General features: G+C 65.5%; 26 protein-coding genes. 17 read left to right on the top strand and 9 right to left on the bottom strand.

Features of this window, described 5'->3' with window-relative positions; all coding sequences use genetic code 11:
• Positions 1–13 precede the first annotated feature (13 nt).
• A complete protein-coding gene (locus tag MRAB57_RS12485; protein WP_077087828.1) occupies positions 14–1,189 on the top strand; it encodes a cytochrome P450 in 1,176 nt (391 codons plus the stop codon).
• Here MRAB57_RS12485 and MRAB57_RS12490 read toward each other — a convergent pair.
• Together MRAB57_RS12490 and MRAB57_RS12495 are read right to left on the bottom strand one after the other, a co-directional pair.
• Complete coding sequence (locus MRAB57_RS12490; protein WP_216823738.1) at positions 1,169–2,611, bottom strand: cytochrome P450; 1,443 nt, start codon at positions 2,609–2,611, stop codon at positions 1,169–1,171. The genes MRAB57_RS12485 and MRAB57_RS12490 overlap by 21 nt on opposite strands.
• Positions 2,612–2,652: 41 nt before the next feature.
• The gene (locus tag MRAB57_RS12495; RefSeq protein ID WP_077087830.1) at positions 2,653–3,198 is read right to left on the bottom strand and encodes a TetR/AcrR family transcriptional regulator; all 546 of its coding nucleotides are present in this window, start codon (positions 3,196–3,198) and stop codon (positions 2,653–2,655) included.
• Positions 3,199–3,370: 172 nt separating this feature from the next.
• On the opposite strand from MRAB57_RS12495, the gene MRAB57_RS12500 reads away from it, so the two are divergent.
• From MRAB57_RS12500 to MRAB57_RS12515, 4 genes are all read left to right on the top strand, one after another.
• The gene (locus tag MRAB57_RS12500; RefSeq protein WP_077087831.1) at positions 3,371–4,141 is read left to right on the top strand and encodes a hypothetical protein; all 771 of its coding nucleotides are present in this window, start codon (positions 3,371–3,373) and stop codon (positions 4,139–4,141) included.
• On the top strand, positions 4,138–4,938 hold the full coding sequence (locus MRAB57_RS12505) for a hypothetical protein (protein ID WP_077087832.1): 801 nt from the start codon (positions 4,138–4,140) through the stop codon (positions 4,936–4,938). Before MRAB57_RS12500 ends, MRAB57_RS12505 begins: the two co-directional genes overlap by 4 nt.
• A 65-nt stretch (positions 4,939–5,003) precedes the next feature.
• Positions 5,004–5,534 carry a cytochrome c oxidase subunit 3 gene (locus MRAB57_RS12510; protein WP_077090573.1) on the top strand — a complete coding sequence of 177 codons (531 nt, stop codon included), beginning with the start codon at positions 5,004–5,006 and terminating at the stop codon, positions 5,532–5,534.
• Between the two features lie 3 nt (positions 5,535–5,537).
• Positions 5,538–5,819, top strand: coding sequence for a cytochrome C oxidase subunit IV family protein (locus tag MRAB57_RS12515; protein ID WP_077087833.1), 282 nt, complete (start codon positions 5,538–5,540; stop codon positions 5,817–5,819).
• A gap of 19 nt (positions 5,820–5,838) precedes the next feature.
• Here MRAB57_RS12515 and MRAB57_RS12520 read toward each other — a convergent pair whose 3' ends face one another.
• A complete protein-coding gene (locus MRAB57_RS12520; protein WP_077087834.1) occupies positions 5,839–7,134 on the bottom strand; it encodes a cytochrome P450 in 1,296 nt (431 codons plus the stop codon).
• 193 nt (positions 7,135–7,327) lie between these two features.
• On the opposite strand from MRAB57_RS12520, the gene MRAB57_RS12525 reads away from it, so the two are divergent.
• Positions 7,328–8,029: a TetR/AcrR family transcriptional regulator gene (locus MRAB57_RS12525; protein ID WP_077090574.1), complete on the top strand. Its 702-nt coding sequence runs from the start codon at positions 7,328–7,330 to the stop codon at positions 8,027–8,029.
• Here MRAB57_RS12525 and MRAB57_RS12530 read toward each other — a convergent pair.
• Together MRAB57_RS12530 and MRAB57_RS12535 are read right to left on the bottom strand one after the other, a co-directional pair.
• On the bottom strand, positions 7,945–8,268 hold the full coding sequence (locus MRAB57_RS12530; protein WP_108638081.1) for a hypothetical protein: 324 nt from the start codon (positions 8,266–8,268) through the stop codon (positions 7,945–7,947). The genes MRAB57_RS12525 and MRAB57_RS12530 overlap by 85 nt on opposite strands.
• A 101-nt stretch (positions 8,269–8,369) precedes the next feature.
• The gene (locus MRAB57_RS12535) at positions 8,370–9,122 is read right to left on the bottom strand and encodes an enoyl-CoA hydratase/isomerase family protein (RefSeq protein ID WP_077087836.1); all 753 of its coding nucleotides are present in this window, start codon (positions 9,120–9,122) and stop codon (positions 8,370–8,372) included.
• 109 nt (positions 9,123–9,231) lie between these two features.
• Between MRAB57_RS12535 and MRAB57_RS12540 the strand changes: the two genes are divergently transcribed.
• The 5 genes from MRAB57_RS12540 (at position 9,232) to MRAB57_RS12560 (ending at position 13,187) form a co-directional block, all read left to right on the top strand.
• Positions 9,232–9,651: a lipoprotein LpqH gene (locus tag MRAB57_RS12540; protein WP_077087837.1), complete on the top strand. Its 420-nt coding sequence runs from the start codon at positions 9,232–9,234 to the stop codon at positions 9,649–9,651.
• A gap of 87 nt (positions 9,652–9,738) precedes the next feature.
• A complete protein-coding gene (locus tag MRAB57_RS12545) occupies positions 9,739–10,929 on the top strand; it encodes an amidohydrolase family protein (RefSeq protein WP_077087838.1) in 1,191 nt (396 codons plus the stop codon).
• 32 nt (positions 10,930–10,961) lie between these two features.
• Positions 10,962–12,365, top strand: a complete 1,404-nt coding sequence (locus MRAB57_RS12550) for a FadD3 family acyl-CoA ligase (RefSeq protein ID WP_245836092.1) — start codon at positions 10,962–10,964, stop codon at positions 12,363–12,365.
• The gene (locus MRAB57_RS12555; RefSeq protein WP_077087840.1) at positions 12,362–12,985 is read left to right on the top strand and encodes a fatty-acid--CoA ligase; all 624 of its coding nucleotides are present in this window, start codon (positions 12,362–12,364) and stop codon (positions 12,983–12,985) included. The genes MRAB57_RS12550 and MRAB57_RS12555 overlap by 4 nt, the downstream gene beginning before the upstream one ends.
• A gap of 16 nt (positions 12,986–13,001) precedes the next feature.
• The gene (locus tag MRAB57_RS12560; protein ID WP_077087841.1) at positions 13,002–13,187 is read left to right on the top strand and encodes a (2Fe-2S)-binding protein; all 186 of its coding nucleotides are present in this window, start codon (positions 13,002–13,004) and stop codon (positions 13,185–13,187) included.
• Here the strand turns inward: MRAB57_RS12560 and MRAB57_RS12565 are convergent.
• Complete coding sequence (locus MRAB57_RS12565) at positions 13,184–14,887, bottom strand: alpha-keto acid decarboxylase family protein (protein WP_108638082.1); 1,704 nt, start codon at positions 14,885–14,887, stop codon at positions 13,184–13,186. The genes MRAB57_RS12560 and MRAB57_RS12565 overlap by 4 nt on opposite strands.
• Before the next feature lie 64 nt (positions 14,888–14,951).
• Here MRAB57_RS12565 and MRAB57_RS12570 point away from each other — a divergent pair, with 64 nt between their 5' ends.
• The 4 genes from MRAB57_RS12570 to MRAB57_RS12585 are packed head-to-tail and all read left to right on the top strand — an operon-like array spanning position 14,952 to position 17,497.
• Positions 14,952–15,395 (top strand): SRPBCC family protein, encoded by a 444-nt coding sequence (locus MRAB57_RS12570; RefSeq protein WP_077087843.1) that lies wholly within the window; start codon positions 14,952–14,954, stop codon positions 15,393–15,395.
• A 6-nt stretch (positions 15,396–15,401) separates the two neighbouring features.
• Positions 15,402–16,475, top strand: a complete 1,074-nt coding sequence (locus MRAB57_RS12575) for a CaiB/BaiF CoA transferase family protein (RefSeq protein ID WP_108637935.1) — start codon at positions 15,402–15,404, stop codon at positions 16,473–16,475.
• A gap of 57 nt (positions 16,476–16,532) precedes the next feature.
• Positions 16,533–16,988, top strand: a complete 456-nt coding sequence (locus MRAB57_RS12580) for an SRPBCC family protein (protein WP_077087844.1) — start codon at positions 16,533–16,535, stop codon at positions 16,986–16,988.
• 50 nt (positions 16,989–17,038) lie between these two features.
• Positions 17,039–17,497: an SRPBCC family protein gene (locus MRAB57_RS12585; RefSeq protein ID WP_108638083.1), complete on the top strand. Its 459-nt coding sequence runs from the start codon at positions 17,039–17,041 to the stop codon at positions 17,495–17,497.
• Here MRAB57_RS12585 and MRAB57_RS12590 read toward each other — a convergent pair.
• A complete protein-coding gene (locus MRAB57_RS12590; protein ID WP_077087846.1) occupies positions 17,478–18,656 on the bottom strand; it encodes a pyridoxal phosphate-dependent aminotransferase in 1,179 nt (392 codons plus the stop codon). The genes MRAB57_RS12585 and MRAB57_RS12590 overlap by 20 nt on opposite strands.
• Before the next feature lie 187 nt (positions 18,657–18,843).
• Here MRAB57_RS12590 and MRAB57_RS12595 point away from each other — a divergent pair, with 187 nt between their 5' ends.
• Together MRAB57_RS12595 and MRAB57_RS12600 are read left to right on the top strand one after the other, a co-directional pair.
• Positions 18,844–20,055 carry an acetyl-CoA C-acetyltransferase gene (locus MRAB57_RS12595; RefSeq protein ID WP_077087847.1) on the top strand — a complete coding sequence of 404 codons (1,212 nt, stop codon included), beginning with the start codon at positions 18,844–18,846 and terminating at the stop codon, positions 20,053–20,055.
• 4 nt (positions 20,056–20,059) lie between these two features.
• On the top strand, positions 20,060–22,204 hold the full coding sequence (locus tag MRAB57_RS12600) for a 3-hydroxyacyl-CoA dehydrogenase NAD-binding domain-containing protein (RefSeq protein ID WP_077087848.1): 2,145 nt from the start codon (positions 20,060–20,062) through the stop codon (positions 22,202–22,204).
• A 59-nt stretch (positions 22,205–22,263) separates the two neighbouring features.
• Here the strand turns inward: MRAB57_RS12600 and MRAB57_RS12605 are convergent, their stop codons facing one another.
• Entirely contained in the window at positions 22,264–23,121 is an 858-nt protein-coding gene (locus tag MRAB57_RS12605) for an LLM class F420-dependent oxidoreductase (RefSeq protein WP_077087849.1), read from the bottom strand.
• A gap of 42 nt (positions 23,122–23,163) precedes the next feature.
• On the bottom strand, positions 23,164–24,372 hold the full coding sequence (locus MRAB57_RS12610) for an FAD-dependent monooxygenase (RefSeq protein WP_077087850.1): 1,209 nt from the start codon (positions 24,370–24,372) through the stop codon (positions 23,164–23,166).
• Positions 24,373–24,439 lie beyond the last annotated feature (67 nt).

A 24,439-nucleotide genomic window follows, 5' to 3' on the forward strand; every position in this document is an offset into this window, starting at 1 on the left:
CGGAGGTGTATCGGTGACGACCATCCCTCAACTGCCATTTCGCCAGGCATCGCCACTGGATATCGCGCCCGAATTGCGCACACTGCAGCGAGGCGCCGTTCATCGGGTCCGCACTGCCACCGGCGACGATGCCTGGCTAGTCATCGATTACGCGCAGGTGCGACGACTGCTCGCTGACGATCGTCTCGGCAGATCGCATCCCGATCCCGAGAACGCCCCTCGCGTCGCCGAATCGGCGTTGTTCGGGAACCCGGTGGGCAACTTCGAAACTGAAGCGTCCGACCATGCGCAGATGCGCGAGTTGCTGCAGCCCCACTTCTCGCCCAGGCATCTGCACGCACTAGCGCCGAGGGTAGAAGAACTCACGACCGCGTTGCTGGACGAACTGGCAGAGCAGGGTCCCCCCGCTGATTTGCACTCGAAATTGGCGGTGCCCCTGCCGGTTCTGGTGATCTGCGAGCTGCTCGGGGTGCCCACTTCCGATCGCGACCAATTCAGGTCTTTGTGCGAGGACGCGGGCAGCGTGGAGGATCGCACGCGTTCCGAGAACGGGCTGGCTGCGCTATTTGGCTACAGCCTGCAACTGGTGCAGCACAAGCGCGCCCACCCCGAAGACGACGTGATCTCGCGACTCTGCGGCCAGGACGTCGACGACACTGGGGCCACATTGTTGACGTTGGCGTTGATCTTCGCCGGACACGAGACCACGGTGGTCCAGATCGATCAGGGAGTATTGAGGTTGCTGGCGAACCGCGACCAGTGGCGAACTCTGCAGGACGAGCCTGCGCTGGTTCCCAAAGCCGTCGAAGAACTCATGCGCGCTTCGAACTTCAACACCCTGGGAGGTGTCCCTCGCTACGCGCGCACCGACTTTGACTTCGACGGTGTCCCGATTCAGGCCGGGGACCTCGTGCTACTGGACCTTGGGTCGGCCAACCGCGACCCGGCCGTGTTCGCCGACCCTGAGCGGCTGGACATCGCGCGCGAGCAGACCGGTCACCTCGCTCTTGGACACGGTGCACACTATTGCGTAGGGGCCCCCTTAGCGCGTCTCGAGTTGAAGGCGGTTTTCACTCAACTCATTCAACGGTTCCCGTCTATGCATTTGACCTGCGACCCCGTCGAAGTGCCCCTGCGGCAAGACTCGATTACCGGCGGCCTCGTTGAACTACCGGTGTCGTGGTCGTGACTGCACCGAATTTTCGTCGCAGCCAAGGCAATCGAGGACATCGACCTGTATGCCATGCGCTGGATGCATCACGGGGAGGCTAGCCATCCGGATCGGACGCTGATCGGGAAGGTGTAATGAGCTGCGAGACAGCAGCCGCGCGAGCATCACGGTGATCTCTATCTTGGCCAGCTCTGCACCGAGACATCGGTGCGGCCCCGGAATAAACGGCAGATACTCGTCGGTCCCTCGGATCCGGTAACCGGGTTCGGCCGGATCCCACCGCTGCGGCCGGAACGCCAGGGGTTCGGGCCAGGCTTCGGGCGACCGGTGCGTGATATAAGGACTGAATATCAGTGTGCTGCCCTGTTTGACCCGCCTGCCGGCGAATTCGAAGTCTTGGGCAACATGGCGCAGCGACATCCCGGATGGCGAGTACAGCCGCAAGGTCTCGTGCACCACGCCGTTCAGATACGTCAGTCGCTTCAAATCCGCTGCTTCGGGCCGGCGGTCGCCGAGGACTTCACGAACCTCCGCCGCGGCGCGATCCCACACCCCCGGGCCGGTGAGCATTCCGTAGATTGCCCACGCCAGTACCGGATGCGTGGTCTCTTCCGCTTGGATCACGTTCACCACCTGATCGCGAATCTCCTTGTCGCTCAGTGGTTCTCCAGAGCCATCGGCTCCATGCACCAGTGTGGCAAGGAAGGTGTTGTCTTCGTCGCCCCCATCCCGGCGCAGTCGATCGATCTCCGCGTACACCCGCGCGTCGATCTTGCGCATCCCAGCCATCGCCCGGCGCGACTGCGGCGTGGACAGCCGCCGGTTCCACACCGCGACCTGCGGCAGGCCGCTTCTGGCGAGATCCAGCGAGTCCTGGATGTGCTCTGAAATGAATGGAGTATCTCTGGCCATCTCCTGACCACATAACGAGTCAATGGTGGCCCGCCGTAGCGCGGAGCGGAATGCCTGGAAGACCTCGATTCGCTGCCCGGGGCGCCACTGGTCGATGACGACGTCGGCGTTCTCCGCAATGACTGCCAGATGGCGCTCGATTTGGCGCCGGTGAAAGAGGGGCTGCAGGATTCGCCTCATACGCCGGTGTGCTGCCCCGTCGCTGACGATCAGCGCCGACTCACCGCTTACTGGAATGAACGCTTGGAAAGCCTTACGCCAGCTGAATAATTCGGGATTCGCCAAAATGAACCGGTTGGCTTCCGGACCCAACAGGAAGGTAAAAGGGCCGACCACCGTGATCGGTCCACGCCGGCGATACAGAGTCGACATCATTTCGGCGGGAAAAAACGTCAGGGTTCGATTGCGAAACCGCTCGACGGAGCGGGTGGCAGCAGGAGTGCTAGCAGGAAGTGCGGACATCCAGCCTCCCTCGGCCGCCTGGCTAAACTCGCGTTTGAGAATAACCGGCGCATTGGTGTCCTGCACCGAGGAATCCGTTGACGAACTTGGGCGCCGGTGCGGGTGAGCTAGCAGAACTCAGTCCGCGCGGTCACACCAATATCGGCCGCTTCGATGAGCCGCCGGGTGATGCGCCGTAGCTGGCAACGCAGCGTCTCGTCGTCGATGTCACCCACCAGCGGATGTACTACGCCGTTCGCGATGGCTCCCGACATCATCGCCGCGAGCACCCGGCTGTCGTCGCCGGCGTCGCCGACGAGCACTCGGTACAGGCGCTGGATGAATTGCAGGAATGGTTCCTGTTCGCCGAGCAGCCGGACAACGACCGGATCGAACTGCAGGGTACTGGCAACACCGCGACGTTCGACGGTCAAATCGATGACGCGGTCCAGCAGCAACTCACGCGCGCGCGGCGGATGATCCTCGGCTTCGGCGGCTTCCAGCGCTTCCTCGAGACCACCGAGTTCGCGTTCGGTCAGCGCGATGACGATCTGCTCTTTGGTCTTGAACTGGTGATAGACCGCGGCCTTGGTAACCCCTACCGCATCGGCGATCATCTGCAGCGATGTTCCGCCCACGCCGTGATCCGCGATCAGTTTCATCGCCGCATCCATCACGCGCGTCTGCGCTGGGCTGCGTTTGATGGAACTGAACCGACGTCCATCCGGCGGGGAAACCACACCCAGAGCGTAGCCGAACGGCTATTGCGCTTGGGTAGCCGATCGGCTAGCTTCGCTGACGAGCCGAATTTGGCAAGCGGGGGTATGTGCCGGAAGGAGTCAGGCAATGTCCGACGTCGGCGAGAGCACCAAGGATCAGGGGACCGTACGACGGGTCGACGGCGAAGTCATTTTGCTGTGGACGTTGCCCGCGGCCCTGCTTATCTGGATCGCCGCGTTCTTGTTGTTCCCCGGCTTCAACCCGCCGATGTCGCCGTCGATGACGGCCGAGCAGGTGGCCGCGTTCTACCGCGATCCGGCGCACATTCCCCAGATCCGTTCCAGCATGATCGTATTCAACTGGTTCGGCGTGTGCCTCGTCCCGATCCTGGCCCTGATCGTGCTGCAGATCCGCAGGATGGCACACCGGACGTCCATCTTCTCCTACGCGATGCTGGGTTGTGCCGCCGGCGGCCCGACGCTCTTTCTCGTCGCCAACGTCTGCTGGCTGCTCGCCGCCTTTCGTCCGGAGCGCAGCCCTGGGCTGACCCAGCTGCTCAACGATCTCGGCTGGGTTACCTTCACCATCGTCGTCCCATTCCTGATCGGGCAGTGTGTAATCCTCGCCCTCGCAATCTTTTTCGATGACCAGCCGCGGCCGATATTCGGCCGTTGGGTGGCCTACTTCAACCTGCTCGTCGGTGCCGCGCTGGCGCCGGCCGCATTCGTCGGTGTGAGCTTGACCGGCCCGCTGGCCTGGGACGGCTTCCTGTCGTTCTGGGTGAAGAACATCGCCATCGCGGTCTGGATCGTCGTGATGGGCGTCGCGTTGGGGCAGGCCGTCTACCGCGAGCGGGCCGAGAACCGCGCGCGGCCAGACGAATTGGTCACCGCATGAGCGCGGTGATCACACCGTCGACGCCCCCGGGCCCCCTGCATCACCGGATCGCCTGGCACCTGACGCGCGATCCCAGGCGCGAACTGTGGTTGGCGTGGGGCACGCTGATGGTGTTCTACAGTCTGTTCTTCCCGATGTTCTTCATCGTGGCGCAAGTGCAGCCCCCGCCGGAGCCCACCTGGGACCTCGCGACGCAGGTGCACTGGTTCGCCGAGCGTCGCCTCGGCATCCCCGTCGGCTTCGGTGTCATCTTCGCCATCAGCGGCATGATCGCGGTCAACAACGCCCTCATCGCGTATTCGATGCGGCGCATGTCGGTCAGTCGCGCGTTCGCTTACTCGTACCTGCTCATCTACTCGCTGAGCGCGGTTCCCGGCATGATCCTGCTGAACGTCGCGCTGATCGTCGGCACGCTGCGGCCCGACCGCGACCCCGAAGCGATCGGTTGGCTCTACGACTTCGCCTTCCTGTCGTTCGACGGAACGATGGGCGTGTTCCTGATCGGCTCGCTGATCTGGATGGTCGCGATCCTGCTCGACAAGAATCGCGTGTTCCCGAAGTGGTTCGGCTATCTCAACCTGTGCAACGCGCTGACCGAGGTGGTTGTGGCGCCCTGCTGGATCTTCCGCCGCGGCGTGTTCGCATGGGATGGCGAGATCGCCTGGTGGCTGGACATGGTGGTGTTCGGCATCTACCAAGTCACGTTCATCGTCATGCTGTTCCAACTGGTCCGCCGCGAAGACTTCGGTACCGGGCCGCTGCCGGCGCTGCCGCGCAAGAAGGCGGTGGCGCAGTGACCGATCTCAAGACGGACCTCGCCGAAAAGAGCAAACCCGCCAGGACCGTGCCGGGTCAGCCCGACATGTGGGCCTTCGTGTTGTTCGAGACCCTGGTCTTCACAGCGTATTTCGGGTTCTACCTGTTCTCCCGGGGCCGCAATCCAGAGCTTTTCCTGCATGCGCAGGCCCAGCTCGACCTGCGCATAGGAGTCTGCAACACCTTGATCCTGCTGCTGAGCTCATGGTCGGTGGCGCGGTGTGTTCAGTCGGCACGGGCCGGCGCGTATCGCGCGGCGCTCCGCGACGTCTTCATCACGGCAGCATTCGCGGCAGTGTTCCTATTTTTCAAGGTGTTTGAATGGGTTCGGTTGGTGCACGCCGGAAACGGCGTGGACAGCAACGACTTCTTTATGTACTACTTCTTCCTCACCGGGATTCACTTCGTCCACCTGTTGATCGGCTTCGTCGTCCTCGGCATCATCGTCTATCAACTCCGGAGCCCGGCGCCCAAATCTCAAAGCTCTCAGGAACTCGTCGAAACCGGCGCAACGTATTGGCACACCGTCGATTTCCTCTGGGTACTCATCTTTGCGCTGTTGTACGTGGTGAGGTGAGCGATGAAATTCAACAAGAGACTGCTGTTCGTCTGGATGATCCTGGCCGCGCTGACGCTGGGCTATTTGTTCATCGACCACTCCGTCGACGGGTCGCTGAGATCCAGCGCGGTGGTGACATCGAGCGTCATCGTGATCGCTCTGGTCAAGGTGCGCATCATCTTTCGGGAATTCATGGAGGTGCGCGACGCTCCGGTCCTGCTCTGCCGACTCACCGACGCGTGGGTGCTGCTGATCGGCGTCGCCCTGCTCAGCTGTTACTTCGTCGGGCTGCAGGTCCGGTAGCGCTCGCGTCCCGCCGGCGCTAGGCCACCGGAGCGATCGCGTCCGCCGTGGTGAACGACAGATGCAGTTCGCTCAGGCCGCGCAGGATGTACGTCGGCTCGTAGCTGTATCGACGCTCGGCGGTCGGGCCGTGGTGGGCCTCGTTGATCTCGATGTGCGGCATCCGGTCGAGGATGCGCTCGATGGAGACCCGTCCCTCGACGCGGGCGAGCGGGCCGCCCGGGCAGGAGTGCACGCCGCGCGCGAAGGCCATGTGCTCGCGAACGTTCTTGCGGCGCAAGTCGAATTCGTGCGGGTTCTCGAATCGGCTCGGGTCGCGGTTGGCAGCACCGGGCAGGATCATCAACACGGTCCCGGCGGGCAGGTCGACGCCACCGATGCTGGTGTCCTTGACGACCAGGCGTGAGTCGCTCTTGACCGGGCTCTCCATGCGCAGCGATTCCTCGATGAATCCCGGAATCAGGCTGCGGTCCGCGCGGAGCTCCTCCTGGACGTCCGGCCGGTCGCCGAGCGCCTGCAGCGCGGCGGACAGCAGCTTGGCCGTCGTCTCCTGTCCGGCGGCGAACAGGAACGTCGCCGAGCGGACCACCTCGATCACCGGCGGAGTCGAGCCGTCCGGGTACTTCGCCTCGGCGAGGAAGGTCAGCACGTCGCCGCGCGGTTCGCGCCGCCGTTCCTCGATGTAGTTGCAGAACTTGTCGTCGAGCCACTCCAGCGGGTTGACTCCCACCGACTCATGGTCCAGGGCGCCGACTCGCGCCTCGGGACGATCGGCGCCGAGGACGACGCGGAACTCCTTGTGGTCGTGCTCTGGCACGCCGAGCAGGTCGGCGATCACCAGCGTGGCGAACGGCTTGGAGTATTCGGCGATGAATTCGCACTCGCCGTTGTGCAGGAACTCGTCGAGCTGGCGGTCGGCGAGCCGCCACATGAACTCTTCGTTCTGCTTCAACCGACTCGGGGTCAGCAGCTTGGCCAGCACCGAGCGGGCCTTGGTGTGGTCCGGCGGGTCCATCGTGACCATGTGCTCGTTCATCGGGAAGTAGCTGCGGTGCTCGTTGATCAGCGCGCTGATGTCGCCGCCCTCGGGCGTGAACGGCAGCGGAGGGAACGGTCCGCCCAGTGCGACGATGTTGGAGAAGGTCTCCGGGTCCTTGTAGATCTCGGTGGCTTCGGCGTATCCGGTGACGGCGACGACTCCGTGATGCGGCAACCGCAACACCGGGTTTTGACTGCGCAGGTAGTCAAAGTACGGGTGCGGGTCTGGGATCAAAGACGGATCGGTCAAGAAGTCGATCGACTCGTAGTCGGTCATCGGGTTGCGTCTCCTGGGCTGGTTTTACTTTGTGGATTGTCGGCAGCGCGCATTCCCGCCGCCCCACCTTCGAGATCAGAATATGCTGAGCACCTGCTTAGCATGGCGGTAATGTCATGGTCAAGGTCACTAGGCCGTGCCGCGCTACGATCCGTGTGGTCGGAACGGAAATGCCGAGAGTATGGAGCAAACAATGACTTCGGCCCGCAGAATCGGGGCGCCGGACGCGAAGAATCGCGTCCTGTTGCTCGACGCGGCCGAGCAGCTGATGCTCGAGGAGGGCTACGCCGCCGTCACGTCGCGCCGCCTCGCGAACAAGGCGGGGCTGAAGCCACAACTGGTGCACTATTACTTCCGCACCATGGAGGAGCTGTTTCTCGAGGTCTTCCGCCGCCGCGGCGAAGAAGCGATCGAGGTGCACGCGATGCTGATGAAGTCGCCGCAGCCGCTGTGGGCGCTGTGGCGGTTCGGCACCGATCCCGCCTTCACCCGGATTTCCATGGAATTCATGGCGCTGGCCAACCACCGCAAGGAAATGCGAGCCGAAATCGCTTATTACGCAGAGCGTTTCCGTGAAGAGGAACGCAAAGCGGTGACGACGGCCCTGCAGCGGTACGGGGTGGCCAGAGAAGAGATGCCGCCGGTGGTGGTCACCGTACTCATGTCCAGCTTGTCGAGGTTTTTGGTGCTCGAACAGGCGATCGGCATGTCCAGCGGCCACGCTGAAACCGTGCAACTAGTCGAGGACCACCTGCGCCGCCTGGAAGGCGAACCCCAGCCGATCGAGGGTGCGGAGGAGAGCTGGGTGGTTCACCAGTTACGCAGCGAGCAGAGCGCGCCTTTGGCGCCGCCGTTGGATACGACGACTGCGCCGTCCACCGCCAACACACAGTGAATCCCTGGCGCGCCGGGCTCCGTGCCCGTGCTCGCCACGACCATCGCGTAGTGGTCGGGGTCCGTCATATCCAGGTCGTAGGTCCAGGATTTACCCGGGCCGAGGTCGACGTCGATGTGCGGGGTGAACGAGTACGGGTTGTGGCTGTAATCGGAGAACTTTGCCGGCTGGTGATCCAGGTAATAGATGTCGGTGTAGATCGGGTTCTCCGTGGTGACGGCGTACTTGACGTGATGCATGGTCGGGTCGGGGTCGGCATGGGCCAGTGGAGCGCTGACGGCCAAACCCGCAGCTACCGTCAGCCCCGCCAGGGGGGTTCCCAATATTCTCTGAACGCCTGTCATGTCGCTCCTCCGGTCGCCCGACGTGTGCCAGTGCGGTTCATTACCCGCTCTGCGGCCTGCCAGTGCGCGTCGGTAACCCATAGTCGTGCAAAGGATGCTATCGCCTCATCAGGCGAAACGCCTCGGATTACGCGCTTTATCTCGGTTGCCGGGTGACGAGCCAGCGACCTCGCGATCGGGCGCCATCCCTCGGTGGGTGACTCGAATGAAGCGCGGGGCAACACCTTGTCCACCAAGCCGATCCGCTCGGCGTCGGCCGCGGTGAGCGCCGTTCCGGTACCGGCCAACAGCAGGGCCCTGCTCTTGCCGACCAGCCCGGCCAGGCGCTCCGCGCCACCCCAGGCCGGCATGATCTCCAGCTCCACCTGATTGAACCCGATCTTGATGTCGTCGGCGGCCAACCGAATGTCCGCTGCGACAGCAACTTCGGCGCCACCGCCGAAGGCGTGGCCATTGAGCGCCGCGATCACCGGCGCGGGAAAGCTCGCCAGCTGATCGCAGATCGACCGCATCCGCTTGGCCATCGCCGCGGCATCCTCGATGGTCCGCAGCGCGCTGAGCTCCTTGAGGTCGCCGCCCGACACGAAGGCCCGATCGCCCGCGCCCTTGATGACCAGGGCGTTGGCCCCCGCCGCCGCGTCGATCGCCTTCTCCAGCTGTCCCATGGTGTCCAGCGCGATGGCGTTGCGCGCGTGGGGGCGATCGATGGTGAGCACCGCCAGCCCATCGTCGACCTCTAGGTCCACCATCCGTCATCGCTCCCGGGACAAAGAAACCTGGATATTGGCATTCTCTTTTCGCGAGAATAACATCATCGTTGCAGGCCGAAGAATCGGTCGGCGAGGATGGAGGTGCTCGGTGCGGAACCGAACCGTGGTCGCCATTGCGGCCCTTACCGTTGCACTGCTGGCGGCGTGCACGTCGCGACCGGTGCCACAGATCTCCAGCACGGCAGCGGTGACCGTCGACGGGAAAGACGCGAATTTCCACGTCGTGAAGTGCGGTCAGATGCAGTGGACGCGGACGATCGATATCGGCGGCAGCTTCGCCGGAGCCAACATCATCATCGATGAGGGTGCGCAGCCGGCGTCGACCGAGTCGGTGCGCATCCAGAATCTCGGTGGGTTCACCGGCATGTACGCCCGGGGCAACGGTGGCAACGCCGATACGAGCATGACCGGGGACAAATTCACCATCACCGGCACCGCCAACGGTTTCAAGACCGACCAGCCGAACGAAGCGGCCTCGGCGAACTTCAAAATCACCGTCACCTGCTGACCGCGGGCCACCTGCCACCGCGGGGCGCGTGTTGCGGTGACAGCCAGCGAGAGAATAGTATTCTCGCAAATTGCAAAGGAGAATCTCATGGGCCAGTTGTCGCACCGGATAGACGTCCCGTTTCCGATCTTTGACGCGGACAATCACCTCTACGAGCCGCCGGAAGCGCTGACCAAGTTCCTGCCCAAGGAGTACAAGAACCACGTCCAGTACGTGCAGGTGAACGGGCGCACCAAGATTGCGCTGCGCGGCCAGATCAGCAACTACATCCCCAACCCGACCTTCGAGGTCGTCGCCAAGCCGGGCGCCTGGGAGGAGTACTTCAAGTTCGGTAATCCGGACGGGAAGACCAAGCGCGAGCTGTTCGGTGAGCCGATGCGCGCGATTCCGGCGTTCTTCGAGCCCGCCCCGCGCCTGGAGAAGATGAACGAGCTGGGCTTGGACCGCACCCTGATGTTCCCGACGCTGGCGAGCCTGCTCGAGGAGCGGCTGGCGGACGACCCCGTCGCCATCCACGTCCTGGTCCACGCGCTGAACGAGTGGCTCGACGAGGTCTGGGGCTTCAACTACCAGAACCGCATCTTCACCACCCCGGTCATCACCCTGCCGATCGTGGAGAAGGCGATCGAGGAGCTGGAGTGGGTGGTCAAGCGCGGCGCTCGCTGCATCCTGATCCGTCCGGCCCCGGTCCCCGGTTTCCGCGGCCCGCGCTCGTTCGCGCTGCCCGAGTTCGACCCGTTCTGGGAGCGCGTCGTCGAGTACGACCTGCTGGTCGGCATGCACTCCAGCGACAGTGGCTACTCCCGGTACACCTCCGAGTGGGACGGGGCCGCCGCAGAGATGCTGCCGTTCCAGACCAATGCGATGGGCATTCTCAACGAGTGGCGTCCGATTCAGGACTCGGTGGGCTCGTGGGTGATTCACGGCGCGCTCTACCGCCACCCCAAGCTGAAGGTCGCGATCGTCGAGGCCGGCTCGAAGTGGATGACCCCGCTGCTGGACGGCCTGGCCGAGGTGTTCCGCAAGGCCCCGGAGGCGTTCCCGAGCGATCCCGTCGAGATGGTCAAGAGTCGGATCCACGTCAGCCCGTTCTTCGAGGACGGCATCGACGATCTGGTCAAGCTCGTCGGCGTGGACCAGGTGCTGTACGGCTCGGACTGGCCGCACCCGGAAGGGCTGGCGGAGCCGACCTACTACATCGAGGCGCTGTCTCACCTGAAGCCCGAAGATCAGGCGAAGATCATGGGCGGCAACCTCGGACGGCTCGTCACGGTGTGACAGCCCCGCCAAACTGGCAGACCATCCCCGAGATGGTCTTGAGCGCGGCGGACCGGTTCGGCGACGCGGAAGCGGTCGTCGACGGTCCGCTGCGCTTTACCTTCACCGAAGTTGTCGAACGAATACGGTGTGCCGCAGGGGCATTCGCGGACCTCGGTGTCGACAAGGGTGAGCGGGTCGCTATCTGGGCACCCAACTCGGCGGAGTGGATCATCGCCGCGTTCGGGTTGCTCACCGCCGGTGGCGTGCTGGTGCCGGTCAACACCCGGTTCAAGACTGACGAAGCGGGCGACGTCATCGCGCGCAGTGGGGCAAAGGCCGTCCTGGTGCAGAAGGGGTTTCTGGACCAGGACTACACCGCGCCCGCCGGAATACCCGTCATCGACCTGAAGTCCGATTTCCTTTCCAGCGGTTCACCGTTCGAGCGTGCGATGGACGGCACCGACACCTCGGACATCATCTTCACGTCGGGCACCACCGGCCGCCCGAAGGGCGCGATGATGCACCACCGCCAGACGCTGCGGATGTACGAGGAGTGGGCGACGCTGGCGGACCTGCGCGAGGGCGACCGCTACCTGCAGATCAACCCCTACTTCCACACTTTCGGCCTGAAGGCTGGGCTTGTCACGTCGTTTTTGCGCGGCGCGACGATGCTGCCCGTCGCGGTCTTCGATGTCGACACCGTCGTGGATCTCATTGAGCGCGAACGCATCACGATGCTCCCCGGGCCGCCCACGCTGTACCACTCGTTGCTCGCGGTGGCGGACAAGTCCAAGCTGTCGACGCTGCGGGCCGGCGTGACCGGCGCGGCCGACATCCCCGTCGAGCTCGTCCGTCGCATCCACGACGAACTGCCGTTCCAGACGTTGATGACCGGCTACGGGCTGACCGAGGCCGGCAACGTCACCCTCTCGCTGCCCGGCGATTCCTCCGAGGATGTGGCCACCACCGCCGGCGTGCCCTGCGCGGGAGTCGACGTGCGCATTGCCGATGACGGCGAGGTGCTGGTGCGCGGGTACGGCGTCATGAAGGGGTATCTGGACGACCCCGCCGCAACCGCGCAAGCGATCGACGCCGACGGCTGGCTGCACACGGGCGACCTGGGAACCTTCACCGACTCCGGGCGGCTGCGCATCGTCGGGCGCAAGAAGGACATGTTCATCGTCGGCGGCTTCAACGCCTACCCGGCCGAGATCGAGGGCTTCCTGATGGAACACCCGGCCGTCGCGCAGGCGGCGGTGATCGGTGTGCCGGACGAACGGCTGGGGCAGGTCGGCAAGGCGTTCGTCGTCCTCAGCGGCGAGGTCACCGCCGACGAGTTGATCGGCTGGTGCCGCGACCGCATGGCCGGATTCAAAGTGCCGCGCGCGGTACAGTTCCTTGATTCACTCCCACTCAACGCGACAGGGAAAGTGATGAAGGACCAACTTCGATGAGCGACGGCGATATTCATTCGATGGTGATCGCGTCGGACTATCGCGTGCCCGACCCGACCAAGGTGTGGCCCTTCCTGGCTCGCAACAAGGCGGCGCTCTCCAACATGGGGGCACACCATGTCCTGGTCTACACGTCGAACCACGACCACGGCCGCGTCCTGGTGATGATCGGAGTCCATAGCCGCGAGCCCATCGTGGAGCTGCTGCGCTCGCGGGTCTTCTTCGACTGGTTCGACGAAGCAGGCATCGAGGACATCCCCGCCGTTTTCGCCGGTGAGATCATCGACCGGTTCGTCCCGGCGCCCCAGCCGGATCCGGCCGCGCCCGGTGTCGTGGTCGCCGCCATCGCGTCGGTCGACAACGTGGCGATCCTGACCGCCGAGGTCGGAGCCGCGATGGACAGGTTCGCCGTGGCTGGCATCCGAAAGACCTGGGTGTTCCAAGCTTTCGACGACGATCACGAGGTGCTGATCCTTCAGGAGTTCGCCGACGAGCGGAGCGCGCGTGAGTGGATCGAGCACCCCGATGCCGCCGCCCAATGGATGTCCAGGGCCGGGGCGGGCGCCTACCCTCCGCTGTTCGTCGGCCAGATGTCCGACATCATGCGTATCGAGGCTTGAGTGAGCGGACCACTCGGTGTTCGTGTGTCTGTGTAACGGGGTCACCAGCCAAACGGTGGCCGAGTGCGTGGCGGCCGGGGCGGCGACGACGAAGGACGTCGCCCGGGCCTGCGGTGCGGGCGCCGACTGCGGACGCTGCCGGCGCACGGTGCGCTCGATATTGGGGTCCCCAGACCCCGAATGCAAGACGCGTTCGGTCTAGGGCGCCGAAGCCTGCGGCGACATGGGTTGCACGAGTTTGCCTAGCAGGGGCGGTATTTCGAGCCGGGGCAGCACTGCCTCGACGAACACCATGCGGTCCTGGTAGTCCGCGGCGGCGGCCAATGCATCGTCGAGTTCCCCGTGGGTCCGTACCCGGAACGCCAAGTGATCGACGACGCCCAGCGTCTTCGGAACGTCCGTCCAGTTCCAATTGACGATGTCGTTGTACGGCGCCTGCGGCCCGTGGATCGCGCGCTCCACGGTGTAGCCGTCGTTGTTGACCACCACGATCACCGGGCACAGCCCCTCGCGCGAGAAAGTGCCGAGCTCTTGGATGGTCAGCTGAGCGGCGCCATCGCCGATCAGCAACACCGTTCGCCGGTCGCGGTGCGCCACTCCCGCGCCGAGGGCCGCAGGCAGCGTGTAACCGATTGAGCCCCAAAGGGGTTGGCCGATGAAGGTGACACCCCGCGGCAACCGGTGGTCGGCCATGCCGTAGAACGAGGTGCCCTGGTCGGCGAGCACCACGTTGCCCGGTGTGAGGGCTCCACAAACGCGGTCCCACAACATCTGTTGGGTGAGTGGTTGATCGCGCGGTGGGGACGGCGGCGGCGGCACCACCGGCGGCGATACCACCGGTGGTGACGTGACACCGCGCCCCGTCAGGATCCCGGCCAGCGCGTCCAGGGCGGCGCCCATCTCCAGTGGCGCGAAGACGTGGCCGGCCACGCTGCTCTGGTACTGCCCGATGTCGATGGTGCGCGCGGTGTCGATCCGCTGACTGAAGAAGCCACTGACCATATCGGTGAAAACCACTCCGGCAGTGACCAAAACGGGTGCGTCCTCGACCGCCGAGCGCACCTGCGGCGCGCTGGCCGCACCGGCATAGATGCCCAGATAGTTGGGCGAGCTCTCGTCGAGCAGGCTCTTTCCCCACATCAATGTCGCGTACGGCACCACGTCGGCCGCCAGCAGCGCCTCGAGCTCTTTGACCGCTTGGAGGCGATGCACCAGCAGGTCGGCCAGCACCGTCAACTGGTCATCGGCGATGAGCTCGGTGGCGGCATCGACGAACATCGACAGCGCTCGGGGACTGGTGCCGCCGGTGTAGCGCGGCAGCGGCGCGTCCGGGGGTTCGGTGGGGAAGCGCGCGACGTCGGTGGACAGCAGGATGTAGCCCGGCCGCTTTTGCTCACGCACCTCGCAAAGCACTCGGTCGATCTCCCTGCGCGCCGTCGCGGGCATGAGATTCGCTTGGGCACAAGTGATTTCGCGGCTGATCCGGAAGAAGTGCTCGAAGTCCCCGTCGCCCAGCGAGTGATGCAGGGCCCGCCGGGTGCCCTGGGCGTCTTTGGAGGGGCCGCCGACGATGTGCACGACCGGCACGTGCTCGGCGTACCCGCCGGCGACCGCGTTGACCGCCGAGAGTTCACCCACCCCGAATGTTGTTACCAGAGCTGACATTCCACGCAGTCGCCCGTAGCCGTCAGCGGCGTACCCGGCGTTGAGTTCGTTGGCGCAGCCGACCCAGCGAATGGCCGGATGGGCGACGATGTGGTCGAGAAATTCCAGGTTGTAGTCACCTGGGACGCCGAAGATCTCGGAGATGCCGAGTTCGGCCAGACGGTCTAAGAGGTAGTCACCGACGGTGTAGACGGGTTCGGCGGGAACCGATCCCGCCGCGGTCGTGGAATCAGTCACGAACACGACGGTACGCTCGGTCGAATTTGCTACCGGTGCGACGTCGTTTCGCTAGGGTGCGGCCATGGCGATCAAAGAAACCCGGGAAGTTGTCATCGAGGCCAGCCCCGAAGAGATCCTCGATGTCGTCGCTGATTTTGAGAGCATGCCCGAGTGGTCCTCGGCGCACCAGAGCGCCGAAATTCTCGAGCGCAACGCCGCTGGCCGCCCGACCAAGGTCAAGATGAAAGTCAAAGCCGCGGGCATAACCGACGACCAGGTGATCGCCTACACATGGGGCGACAACGTGGTGAGCTGGTCGCTGATCAGCTCGGGCCAACAGCGCTCGCAGGACGCGTCCTACACGCTGGTTCCCGACGGCGATGCCACCCTGGTCAAGTTCCAGCTCAGCGTCGACCCGGTGGTCCCGGTGCCCGGGTTCATCTTGAAACGCGCCATCAAGGGCACGGTCGACAGCGGGACCGATGGCCTGCGCAAGCGGGTGCTGCAGCTGAAGAAGGGCAAGTAGGACGCCGTGGCTGGACCGCTGGCCGGCATCAAGGTCGTCGAACTCGGTGGCATCGGCCCGGGCCCGCACACCGGAATGGTGCTCGCCGATCTCGGCGCCGACGTGGTGCGGGTGCGCCGCCCCGGCGGGCTGACGATGCCGGCCGAAGACTGCGACCTATTGCACCGCGGCAAGCGGATCGTCGATCTCGACGTCAAGTCCGAGCCCGAGGCGCTGCTGGCGCTGGCCGCCAAGGCCGACGTGTTGTTGGACTGCTTTCGGCCCGGCACCTGCGAGCGCCTGGGCATCGGACCCGACGAGTGCGCGGCGGTGAACCCGCGACTGATCTTCGCGCGGATTACCGGTTGGGGACAGGACGGGCCACTGGCTTCGACCGCCGGCCACGACATCAACTACCTGTCGCAGACGGGCGCGCTGTCGGCGCTGGGCTATGCCGATCGTCCGCCGATGCCGCCGCTGAACCTGGTCGCGGACTTCGGCGGCGGCTCGATGCTGGCGCTGCTGGGGATCGTGACCGCACTGTACGAGCGGGAGCGGTCGGGCCGGGGCCAGGTTGTCGACGCCGCGATGGTCGACGGCGTCAGCGTGCTGTGCCAAATGATGTGGACTATGAAGGGAATTGGCAGCCTGCGCGACAAGCGGGAATCCTTCTTGCTGGACGGTGGCGCCCCGTTCTATCGGTGCTACGAGACGTCCGACGGCAAGTACATGGCCGTCGGCGCCATCGAGCCGCAGTTCTTCGCGGCGCTGTGCAGCGGGCTCGGGCTGGCGCCCGGCGACGTACCCGATCAGCTCGACGCGGGTTCGTACCAACAGATGCACGACGTCTTCGCGCAACGGTTCGCCAGCCGGACGCGCGACGAGTGGACGCAGGTCTTCGCCGGCACCGATGCGTGCGTCACTCCGGTGCTGACGTGGACCGAGGCCGCCACCGACGACCATTTGAACGCGCGCGCCACGGTGATCACCGCCCATGGCGTCGAGCAGGCCGCACCGGCTCCCCGCTTTTCCCGAACGCCGCCGGGGCCGGTCGGGCCACCGCCGCGTTCCACCACAGCGATCAGCGAAATCGGCTGGTAGCCAGAAATTTAACTTAATACGTTCCGTAGGCCGGACGCCGTTGCTAGGTTGAAGGCAGTGGCTGTAAAGGCATCACGAGAATTTATCGTTCACGCGCCGCTGGACGTGGTCATGGGGGCGCTCGAGGATGTCGGCGTGCTGGAAACCTGGTCGCCACTGCACAAAAAGGTGGAAGTGATCGACCGCTATCCCGACGGGCGGCCGCACCACGTGAGGGCGACTATCAGGGTTTTCGGGCTCACCGACAAAGAAATCGTCGAGTATCACTGGGGCCCCGACTGGGTGGTCTACGACGCCAAGGGCACCGCCCAACAGCACGGCCAACACGTCGAGTACAACCTCAAGCCCGCGGGCGTCGACCAGACCCGCGTGCGGTTCGACATCACCGTCGAACCCGCGGGGCCCATCCCGAGTTTCATCGTGCGGCGGGCCGCCGAGAACGTTCTCGACAAGTCGATGCGGGGGCTGCGCGCCCTCGTCGCGGGGAGCGGCGAAGCGGACAACGCAACGTAATTACCGCTTTTCGGCTCGGCGGGGCAGCGCGAGGTCTAACTTGGTAGATGGTGGCCATACGCGCATCGTCTGAGATTGTCATTGAGGCGCCCCCGACAGTGATCATGGAGGCGCTCTCCGACATGGACGCCGTCCCCTCCTGGTCCCCGTTGCACAGGCGAGTGGAAGTCGTCGACCGCTATCCGGACGGCCTGCCCCATCACGTGAGAATGACGATCAGGGTGAGCGGCATCGCGGACACCGAATTGGTCGAATATCACTGGGGCCCCGACTGGATGGTCTGGGATGCGCAGCGGACCTCCCAACAACACGCTCAGCACGGCGAATACAACCTGGAGCGCGAGGGCGACGAGAAGACCCGGGTGCGATTCAGCCTCACGATCGAGCTTCGGGTGCCGCTGCCCGGGTTCTGGGTGCGTTCGGCCGGTAACAAAATCCTCAACGCTGCGCTGGAGGGCCTGCGCACGCGCGTGATGGGCGACGAGGGTCCTACCCAGCCCCATTCTTGAGCGCGGACAGTCGCCTGATCGCCTCTTCGAGGGTGTCGTCGCGTTTGCAGAAGGTGAAGCGCACCAGGTGATTCCACACATCGGTGTGCGGTGCCGCCGGATCGCAGAACGCCGACATCGGAATGGCCGCCACGCCGACCTGTTCCGGCAGGGCCGCGCAGAAGGCCGTGCTGTCGTCGTACCCGAGTGGGCGCGGATCGGCGCAGAGGAAGTAGCTGCCGTTGCTCTCGTGCACGGCGAAGCCGATGTCGGTAAGCCCCGCGGCCAGCCGATCACGCCTGGCTTGCAACGAACTTCGTAGCTCGGCCACCCAGCCGTCCTCGGTGTCCAGCGCCAGGGCAACGGCGGGCTGGAAGGGCGCACCGCCGACGTAACTCAAATACTGCTTGGCAGCCCGCAACCCGGCGATGAGATGCGCTGGGCCGCAAGCCCAGCCGATCTTCCATCCGGTGCAGTTGAACATCTTCGCCGCGCTGGAGATGGTGATCGTGCGCTCGGCCATGCCGTCGAAGCCGGCCAGCGGCAGGTGCCTGCGCCCGTCGAAAACCAGATGCTCGTAGACCTCGTCGGTGATCACCAACAGGTCGGCCTCGACCGCGATCTCCGCGACGGCGGCCAACTCGGTCGCGCTCAGCACCGCGCCGGTCGGGTTGTGCGGAGTGTTGACGATCAGCGCCCGTGTCGCGGGTGTGACCGCCCGGCGCAGCGCGTCGGTGTCCAGAGCGAAGCCGCGGCCGTCCGCGACCAGCGGCACGGCGGCCCGCCGCGCGCCGGCCATCGCGACCACCGGTGAGTAGGAGTCGTAGAACGGCTCGATCAGCAGCACCTCGGAGCCGGGCTCGACCAGCCCGATGACCGCGGCAGCGATCGCCTCGGTGGCACCGACGGTCACCAGCACCTCGGTGTCGGGGTCGTACTCGATGCCGAAGTGCCGCTTCCGTTGGGCCGCGATCGCCTGGCGCAGCGGCGCGATGCCCATCCCCGGCGGGTACTGGTTGACGCCGTCGGCGATGGCCTCCTGCGCGGCCTTCAACATCGCGGGGGGCCCGTCCTCATCGGGGAAGCCCTGACCGAGGTTCACCGCGCCGATCCGCGCGGCCAGCGCCGACATCTCGGCGAACACCGTGGTCGCGTAGGGCCGTAGGCGCGAGACGGTCATGGTCGTTGAGCTTAGCTTTGCGCCCGAACGTGACCGCACCGTCACGCCCGGGGTCGACTGTGACTGCAGTGTCACGCTCGTGGCCACTGAGCAGCGGCGACCTGACCAACCAACAGGTTGGCCGGGAACCCCTGTTAGGGTGCTGGTACACGGATCCGAAACCCCATTTTGCGAAGAGGAAATCGACATGTCCGAAGAAGCCTTCATTTATGAGGCCATCCGCACTCCACGCGGCAAGCAGCGCAACGGCTCGCTGAACGAGGTCAAGCCGGTGAACCTGGTGGTCGGCCTGGTCGAGGAGCTCCGCAGGCGCAACCCCGACCTGGACGAGAACCTGATCAGCGACCTGATCCTGGGTGTCGTCTCCCCGGTCGGCGACCAGGGCGGCGACATCGCCCGTACCGCGGCCTTAGTGGCCGGGCTGCCCGAGACCACCGGTGGCGTGCAGCTCAACCGGTTCTGCGCCTCGGGCCTGGAGGCCGTCAACACTGCCGCGCAGAAGGTGCGCTCCGGCTGGGACGACCTGGTGCTCGCCGGTGGCGTCGAGTCGATGAGCCGCGTCCCGATGGGCTCCGACGGCGGCGCCTGGGCGACCGACCCGGAGACCAACTACCGAATCGGCTTCGTGCCGCAGGGCATCGGCGCCGACCTGATCGCCACCATCGAGGGCTTCTCCCGCGAGGACGTCGACGCGTACGCGGCCCGCTCGCAGGACAAGGCCGCCGCGGCGTGGTCGGGCGGGTACTTCGCCAAGTCAGTCATCCCGGTCCGCGACCAGAACGGTCTGGTCATCCTCGACCACGACGAGCACATGCGGCCCGGATCGACCGTCGAGAGCCTCGGCAAGCTGAAGACCGCCTTCGACGGAGTCGGCGAGATGGGCGGCTTCGACGATGTCGCGCTGCAGAAGTACCACTACGTCGAGAAGATCAACCACGTGCACACCGGCGGCAACAGCTCGGGCATCGTCGACGGCGCCGCGCTGGTGCTGGTCGGTTCGGAAGCCGCGGGCAAGTCGCAGGGCCTGACCCCGCGGGCGCGCATCGTGGCCACCGCCACCAGTGGCGCGGACCCGGTCATCATGCTCACCGGCCCAACGCCCGCCACTCAGAAGGTGCTGGATCGCGCGGGGATGACGATCGACGACATCGACCTGTTCGAACTGAACGAGGCGTTCGCGTCGGTGGTGCTGAAGTTCCAGAAGGACCTCAACATCCCGGACGAGAAGCTCAACGTCAACGGTGGCGCCATCGCGATGGGCCACCCGCTGGGCGCCACCGGCGCCATGATCACCGGAACCATGGTCGACGAGCTCGAGCGCCGCAACGCGCGCCGCGCGCTGATCACGCTGTGCATTGGTGGCGGCATGGGTGTCGCCACCATCATCGAGAGGGTTTAAGGACATGCCAGAGAACACCATTGCTTGGGACAAGGACGGCGACGGCATCGTCACCCTGACGCTGGACGACCCGACCGGGTCGGCCAACGTGATGAACGAGCACTACAGCACGTCCATGCACAACACCGTCGAACGCCTTGTGGCCGAGAAGGATTCGGTCACCGGCGTGGTCATCACCAGCGCGAAGAAGACCTTCTTCGCCGGCGGTGACCTCAAGGCGATGATCAACCTCGGTCCCGAGAACGCCGGCGAGGCGTTCGACACCGTGGAGTCGGTCAAGCGCGACTTGCGCGCCCTGGAGACGTTGGGCAAGCCGGTCGTGGCCGCCATCAACGGCGCCGCGCTGGGCGGCGGCCTGGAGATCGCGCTCGCGTGTCACCACCGAATTGCGGCCGACGTCAAGGGAAGTCAGCTCGGCCTGCCCGAGGTAACGCTGGGCCTGCTGCCCGGCGGCGGCGGGGTCACCCGCACCGTGCGGATGTTCGGCATCCAGAACGCCTTCATGAACGTGCTGTCGCAGGGCACCCGCTTCAAGCCCGCCAAGGCCAAGGAGATCGGCCTGGTCGACGAGCTCGTCGGCTCGGTCGAGGAATTGGTTCCCGCCGCCAAGGAGTGGATCAAGGCCAACCCCGACTCACACGAACAGCCTTGGGACAAAAAGGGTTACAAGATGCCCGGCGGTACCCCGTCCAGCCCCGCGCTGGCTGGCGTCCTGCCGTCCTTCCCGGCGCTGCTCAAGAAGCAGCTCAAGGGTGCGCCGATGCCCGCGCCGCGGGCCATCCTGGATGCGGCCGTCGAGGGCGCGCAGGTTGACTTCGACACCGCCAGCCGCATCGAGAGCCGCTACTTCACCCAGCTGGTCACCGGCCAGGTCGCCAAGAACATGATCCAGGCGTTCTTCTTGGACCTGCAGTACATCAACTCCGGCGGTTCGCGCCCCGACGGCATCGAGCCGGTCAAGATCAACAAGATCGGTGTGCTGGGCGCGGGCATGATGGGTGCCGGCATCGCTTACGTTTCGGCCAAGGCCGGCTTCGACGTGGTCCTCAAGGACGTCAGCATCGAGGCCGCCGAGAAGGGCAAGAACTACTCGGAAAAGCTTGAGGCCAAAGCGCTCGAGCGGGGCAAGACCACCGAGGAGAAGAGCAAGGCGCTGCTGGACCGCATCACGCCTGCCGCCGACCCCGAGGCCTTCAAGGGCGTCGACTTCGTGATCGAGGCGGTCTTCGAGAACCAGGACCTCAAGCACAAGGTGTTCCAGGAGATCGAGGACGTCGTCGAACCCAACGCGCTGCTGGGGTCCAACACGTCGACGCTGCCCATCACCGGTCTGGCGACCGGCGTGAAGCGCCAGGAGGACTTCGTCGGGATCCACTTCTTCTCGCCGGTCGACAAGATGCCGCTGGTCGAAATCATCAGGGGTGAAAAGACTTCCGACGAGGCGCTGGCCCGGGTGTTCGACTACACGCTGGCCATCGGCAAGACTCCGATCGTGGTCAACGACAGCCGCGGCTTCTTCACCAGCCGCGTCATCGGCACGTTTGTGAACGAGGCGCTGGCGATGCTCGGCGAGGGCGTGGAGCCCGCCAGTGTCGAGCACGCCGGTTCGCAGGCCGGCTACCCGGCGCCGCCGCTGCAGCTGTCCGACGAGCTCAACCTGGAGCTGATGCACAAGATCGCGACCGCTACCCGCAAGGGCGTCGAGGATGCGGGCGGCACCCACGAGCCGCACCCGGCCGAGGCCGTCGTCGAGAAGATGATCGAGCTCGAGCGGCCGTCGCGGCTGAAGGGCGCGGGCTTCTATGAGTACGTCGACGGCAAGCGCACCCGGCTGTGGCCGGGCCTGCGCGAGACGTTCAAGTCCGGAAGCGCGGAAATTCCGTTGCAGGACATGATCGATCGGATGCTGTTCGCCGAGGCGCTGGAAACCCAGAAGTGCCTCGACGAGGGCGTGCTGACCTCGACCGCCGACGCCAACATCGGCTCGATCATGGGCATCGGGTTCCCGCCGTACACCGGTGGTAGCGCGCAGTTCATCGTCGGCTACCAGGGCGCGGGCGGTATCGGTAAGGAAGCCTTCGTGGCCCGGGCCAAGGAACTGGCCGCCAAATACGGCGACCGCTTCCTGCCGCCTGCCTCGCTGACGTAGTTTCTCCAGACGCAAAAGCCCCCGAAGGGTTGCCTTCGGGGGCTTTTGCGTTTCCCGGGTCAGATCGCGGCGGCGATCCGGCGCCACTCCTCGCGCGGGAAGGCCGTCGGGTCGGCCAGCAGCACCTGCACGCAGACATGGTCGGCGCCGGCGTCACGATGCTCGGCGACCCTGCGCAGGATGGCTTCCTCGTCGCCCCACGCGATGATCGCGTCGAGGAGCCGATCGCTGACCTGTGCCACATCGTCCTCGGTGAACCCGCTCCGCAGCAGATTGTTGGCGTAGTTCGGCAACGCCAAATACGCGCGCAGCCAGTCCTTTCCGATGCTGTGTGCCTCGTCGGCGTTGTCGGTGAGGATGACGGTCTGCTCGGGCAGCAGCAGCGGACCCTCGCCCAACGTCGCCCGGGCGGAGGCGGTGTGGTCGGGCGTGACCAGATAGGGATGCGCGCCGCGGCCGCGGGTGGCGGACAGGGTAAGCATCTTCGGGCCCAGCGCTGCGAGGACCCGCCTGTCGACGGGCACGGGCTGCGGTGCGGCATCCAGCCCATCGAGGAACGCCGCCGTCGCCGCCAGGGGCTTGCGGTAGCGACCCGGTTCGCCGGCGTCGATCAGCGGAGCGTGGCTGACCCCGATGCCCAGCAGGAACCGGTCCCCGTGCTCGGCGGTCAGCGCGGCATATCGTTCGGCGACGTCGCCGGGCGCGTGCATCCAGAGGTTCAGGATTCCGGTGGCGATGACCGTGCGCTTGGTCGACGCGAGCAGGTGCCCCACAGCATCGAGGACTGGGCCGCCGACATCGGGGATCCACAGCGCCTTGAAACCAAGCTCATCTAATTCCGCTGCGGCATCGGCAGATTCGGCCGAATTGCCGTAGCGAAGTTGACTGCTCCATATCCCGACGCCGCTGAGCTCCATCGCAGATTGTTCCTTTCGTGGGATGCTTCAGCGGCCATTCTGTCAAACGTCGATTTCGGCGTACCGGCGGTACTGCATTGAGTCGTACAGCCGGGCGCCGCTCGTGTTGAGCTTGGCGATCGCCTTGGTGAGGGGAGCGGGAAGCGCCGAGATCAGCTGGGCGGCGCCGGCCAGCGCCCACACCCCGGCCCGGGAGCCGGGCACGATGGTTTTCGCCGCCGCCCGCGCGAACGCCCGGCTGCGGCGCACGGCGTCGGCCATTGCCCGTTCGTAGGCCGCGAACGCCCGCGCGTAATCGCCCTTCGCTTCGGCCAATTCGCCCGCCAGCACGTAGGCGCCCAGCACCGCGATGCTGGTACTGCCGCCGACCGCCGGCCCGGGGCAGTACCCGGCGTCGCCGACCAGCGTGACCCGCCCGCGCGACCAGGTGTCCATCTCCAGCTGGATGATCGAGTCGAAGTAGAACGTCGGCGTACGCTCGAGTTCGCCGAGCCACTCGTCCACCGCCGGATCCATTCCGGCGAAGGTCGACCGCAGGATTTCCTTCTGCCGCAGGGCATCCCGGTAGTGGTACTGCAGTTCTTCCTTGCTACGGAACATGAACAATGCCCGCGCGTCATCCAGGGGTTGTGCGGTGTAGATGCCCGCCATGCGGCCGGCGCCCATGTGCACGACCATCTCTCCGTCGCGAGCAAGCGATTTCGGCACCGACTCGACCGCCAGGTAGCCACCGAGGAACCGGCCGTGCCCGGCGTCCTCGCCGAACACCAGGCGGCGGACGTTGGAGTGCAGGCCGTCGGCGCCGATGACGACGTCGAAGCTGCGCGGCGCGCCGTGCTCGAACGTGACATCTCCGTCCGGCGCGATGGCCGTGATCGAATCCCCGAACAGGTACTCGACGCCATCGTGGCCGGCGTCGTAGTAGACCTCGCTGAGGTCGTCGCGCATGATCTCGACATGCCGGTCGGAGGACGCGCCAAAGACCTTGGTCAGATCGACGCGCGCCGGGCGCCGGACACCTTCGCGATGCATGGCCATCTCGGTCGTCCCGGTGGCGAGCGCCTCGATCCGTGGCAGCACGCCCATCATTTCCGAGATCTCCATCGCCGGCCGGAACAGGTCGACGGCATGGCCCCCGGTCTTGCGAAGCTCGGCCGCCCGTTCGACGACCGTGACCTCGAAACCGTGGCGGGTCAGCCAATACGCCAGCACCGGGCCCGAGATACTGGCGCCCGAGATGAGGATCCGCATGTCGACCTCCTCCAGGTTAGGTCACCCTAAGATAGCACTTACCTATCGGTAAGTCAGCTACTATTTT

Origin of the sequence: Mycobacterium rhizamassiliense, assembly GCF_900157375.1 — a bacterium.
Classification (GTDB): domain Bacteria; phylum Actinomycetota; class Actinomycetes; order Mycobacteriales; family Mycobacteriaceae; genus Mycobacterium; species Mycobacterium rhizamassiliense.

Coding starts and splice junctions, on each gene's coding strand:
- MRAB57_RS12605 (WP_077087849.1), bottom strand. CDS start 23,121: ATGGAGCTCAGCGGCGTCGGGATATGGAGCAGTCAACTTCGCTACGGC.
- MRAB57_RS12495 (WP_077087830.1), bottom strand. CDS start 3,198: ATGGATGCGGCGATGAAACTGATCGCGGATCACGGCGTGGGCGGAACA.
- MRAB57_RS12550 (WP_245836092.1), top strand. CDS start 10,962: ATGGTCTTGAGCGCGGCGGACCGGTTCGGCGACGCGGAAGCGGTCGTC.
- MRAB57_RS12525 (WP_077090574.1), top strand. CDS start 7,328: ATGACTTCGGCCCGCAGAATCGGGGCGCCGGACGCGAAGAATCGCGTC.
- MRAB57_RS12600 (WP_077087848.1), top strand. CDS start 20,060: ATGCCAGAGAACACCATTGCTTGGGACAAGGACGGCGACGGCATCGTC.
- MRAB57_RS12535 (WP_077087836.1), bottom strand. CDS start 9,122: ATGGTGGACCTAGAGGTCGACGATGGGCTGGCGGTGCTCACCATCGAT.
- MRAB57_RS12590 (WP_077087846.1), bottom strand. CDS start 18,656: ATGACCGTCTCGCGCCTACGGCCCTACGCGACCACGGTGTTCGCCGAG.
- MRAB57_RS12500 (WP_077087831.1), top strand. CDS start 3,371: ATGTCCGACGTCGGCGAGAGCACCAAGGATCAGGGGACCGTACGACGG.
- MRAB57_RS12510 (WP_077090573.1), top strand. CDS start 5,004: ATGTGGGCCTTCGTGTTGTTCGAGACCCTGGTCTTCACAGCGTATTTC.
- MRAB57_RS12555 (WP_077087840.1), top strand. CDS start 12,362: ATGAGCGACGGCGATATTCATTCGATGGTGATCGCGTCGGACTATCGC.
- MRAB57_RS12505 (WP_077087832.1), top strand. CDS start 4,138: ATGAGCGCGGTGATCACACCGTCGACGCCCCCGGGCCCCCTGCATCAC.
- MRAB57_RS12610 (WP_077087850.1), bottom strand. CDS start 24,372: ATGCGGATCCTCATCTCGGGCGCCAGTATCTCGGGCCCGGTGCTGGCG.
- MRAB57_RS12515 (WP_077087833.1), top strand. CDS start 5,538: ATGAAATTCAACAAGAGACTGCTGTTCGTCTGGATGATCCTGGCCGCG.
- MRAB57_RS12595 (WP_077087847.1), top strand. CDS start 18,844: ATGTCCGAAGAAGCCTTCATTTATGAGGCCATCCGCACTCCACGCGGC.
- MRAB57_RS12520 (WP_077087834.1), bottom strand. CDS start 7,134: ATGACCGACTACGAGTCGATCGACTTCTTGACCGATCCGTCTTTGATC.
- MRAB57_RS12545 (WP_077087838.1), top strand. CDS start 9,739: ATGGGCCAGTTGTCGCACCGGATAGACGTCCCGTTTCCGATCTTTGAC.
- MRAB57_RS12530 (WP_108638081.1), bottom strand. CDS start 8,268: ATGCATCACGTCAAGTACGCCGTCACCACGGAGAACCCGATCTACACC.
- MRAB57_RS12570 (WP_077087843.1), top strand. CDS start 14,952: ATGGCGATCAAAGAAACCCGGGAAGTTGTCATCGAGGCCAGCCCCGAA.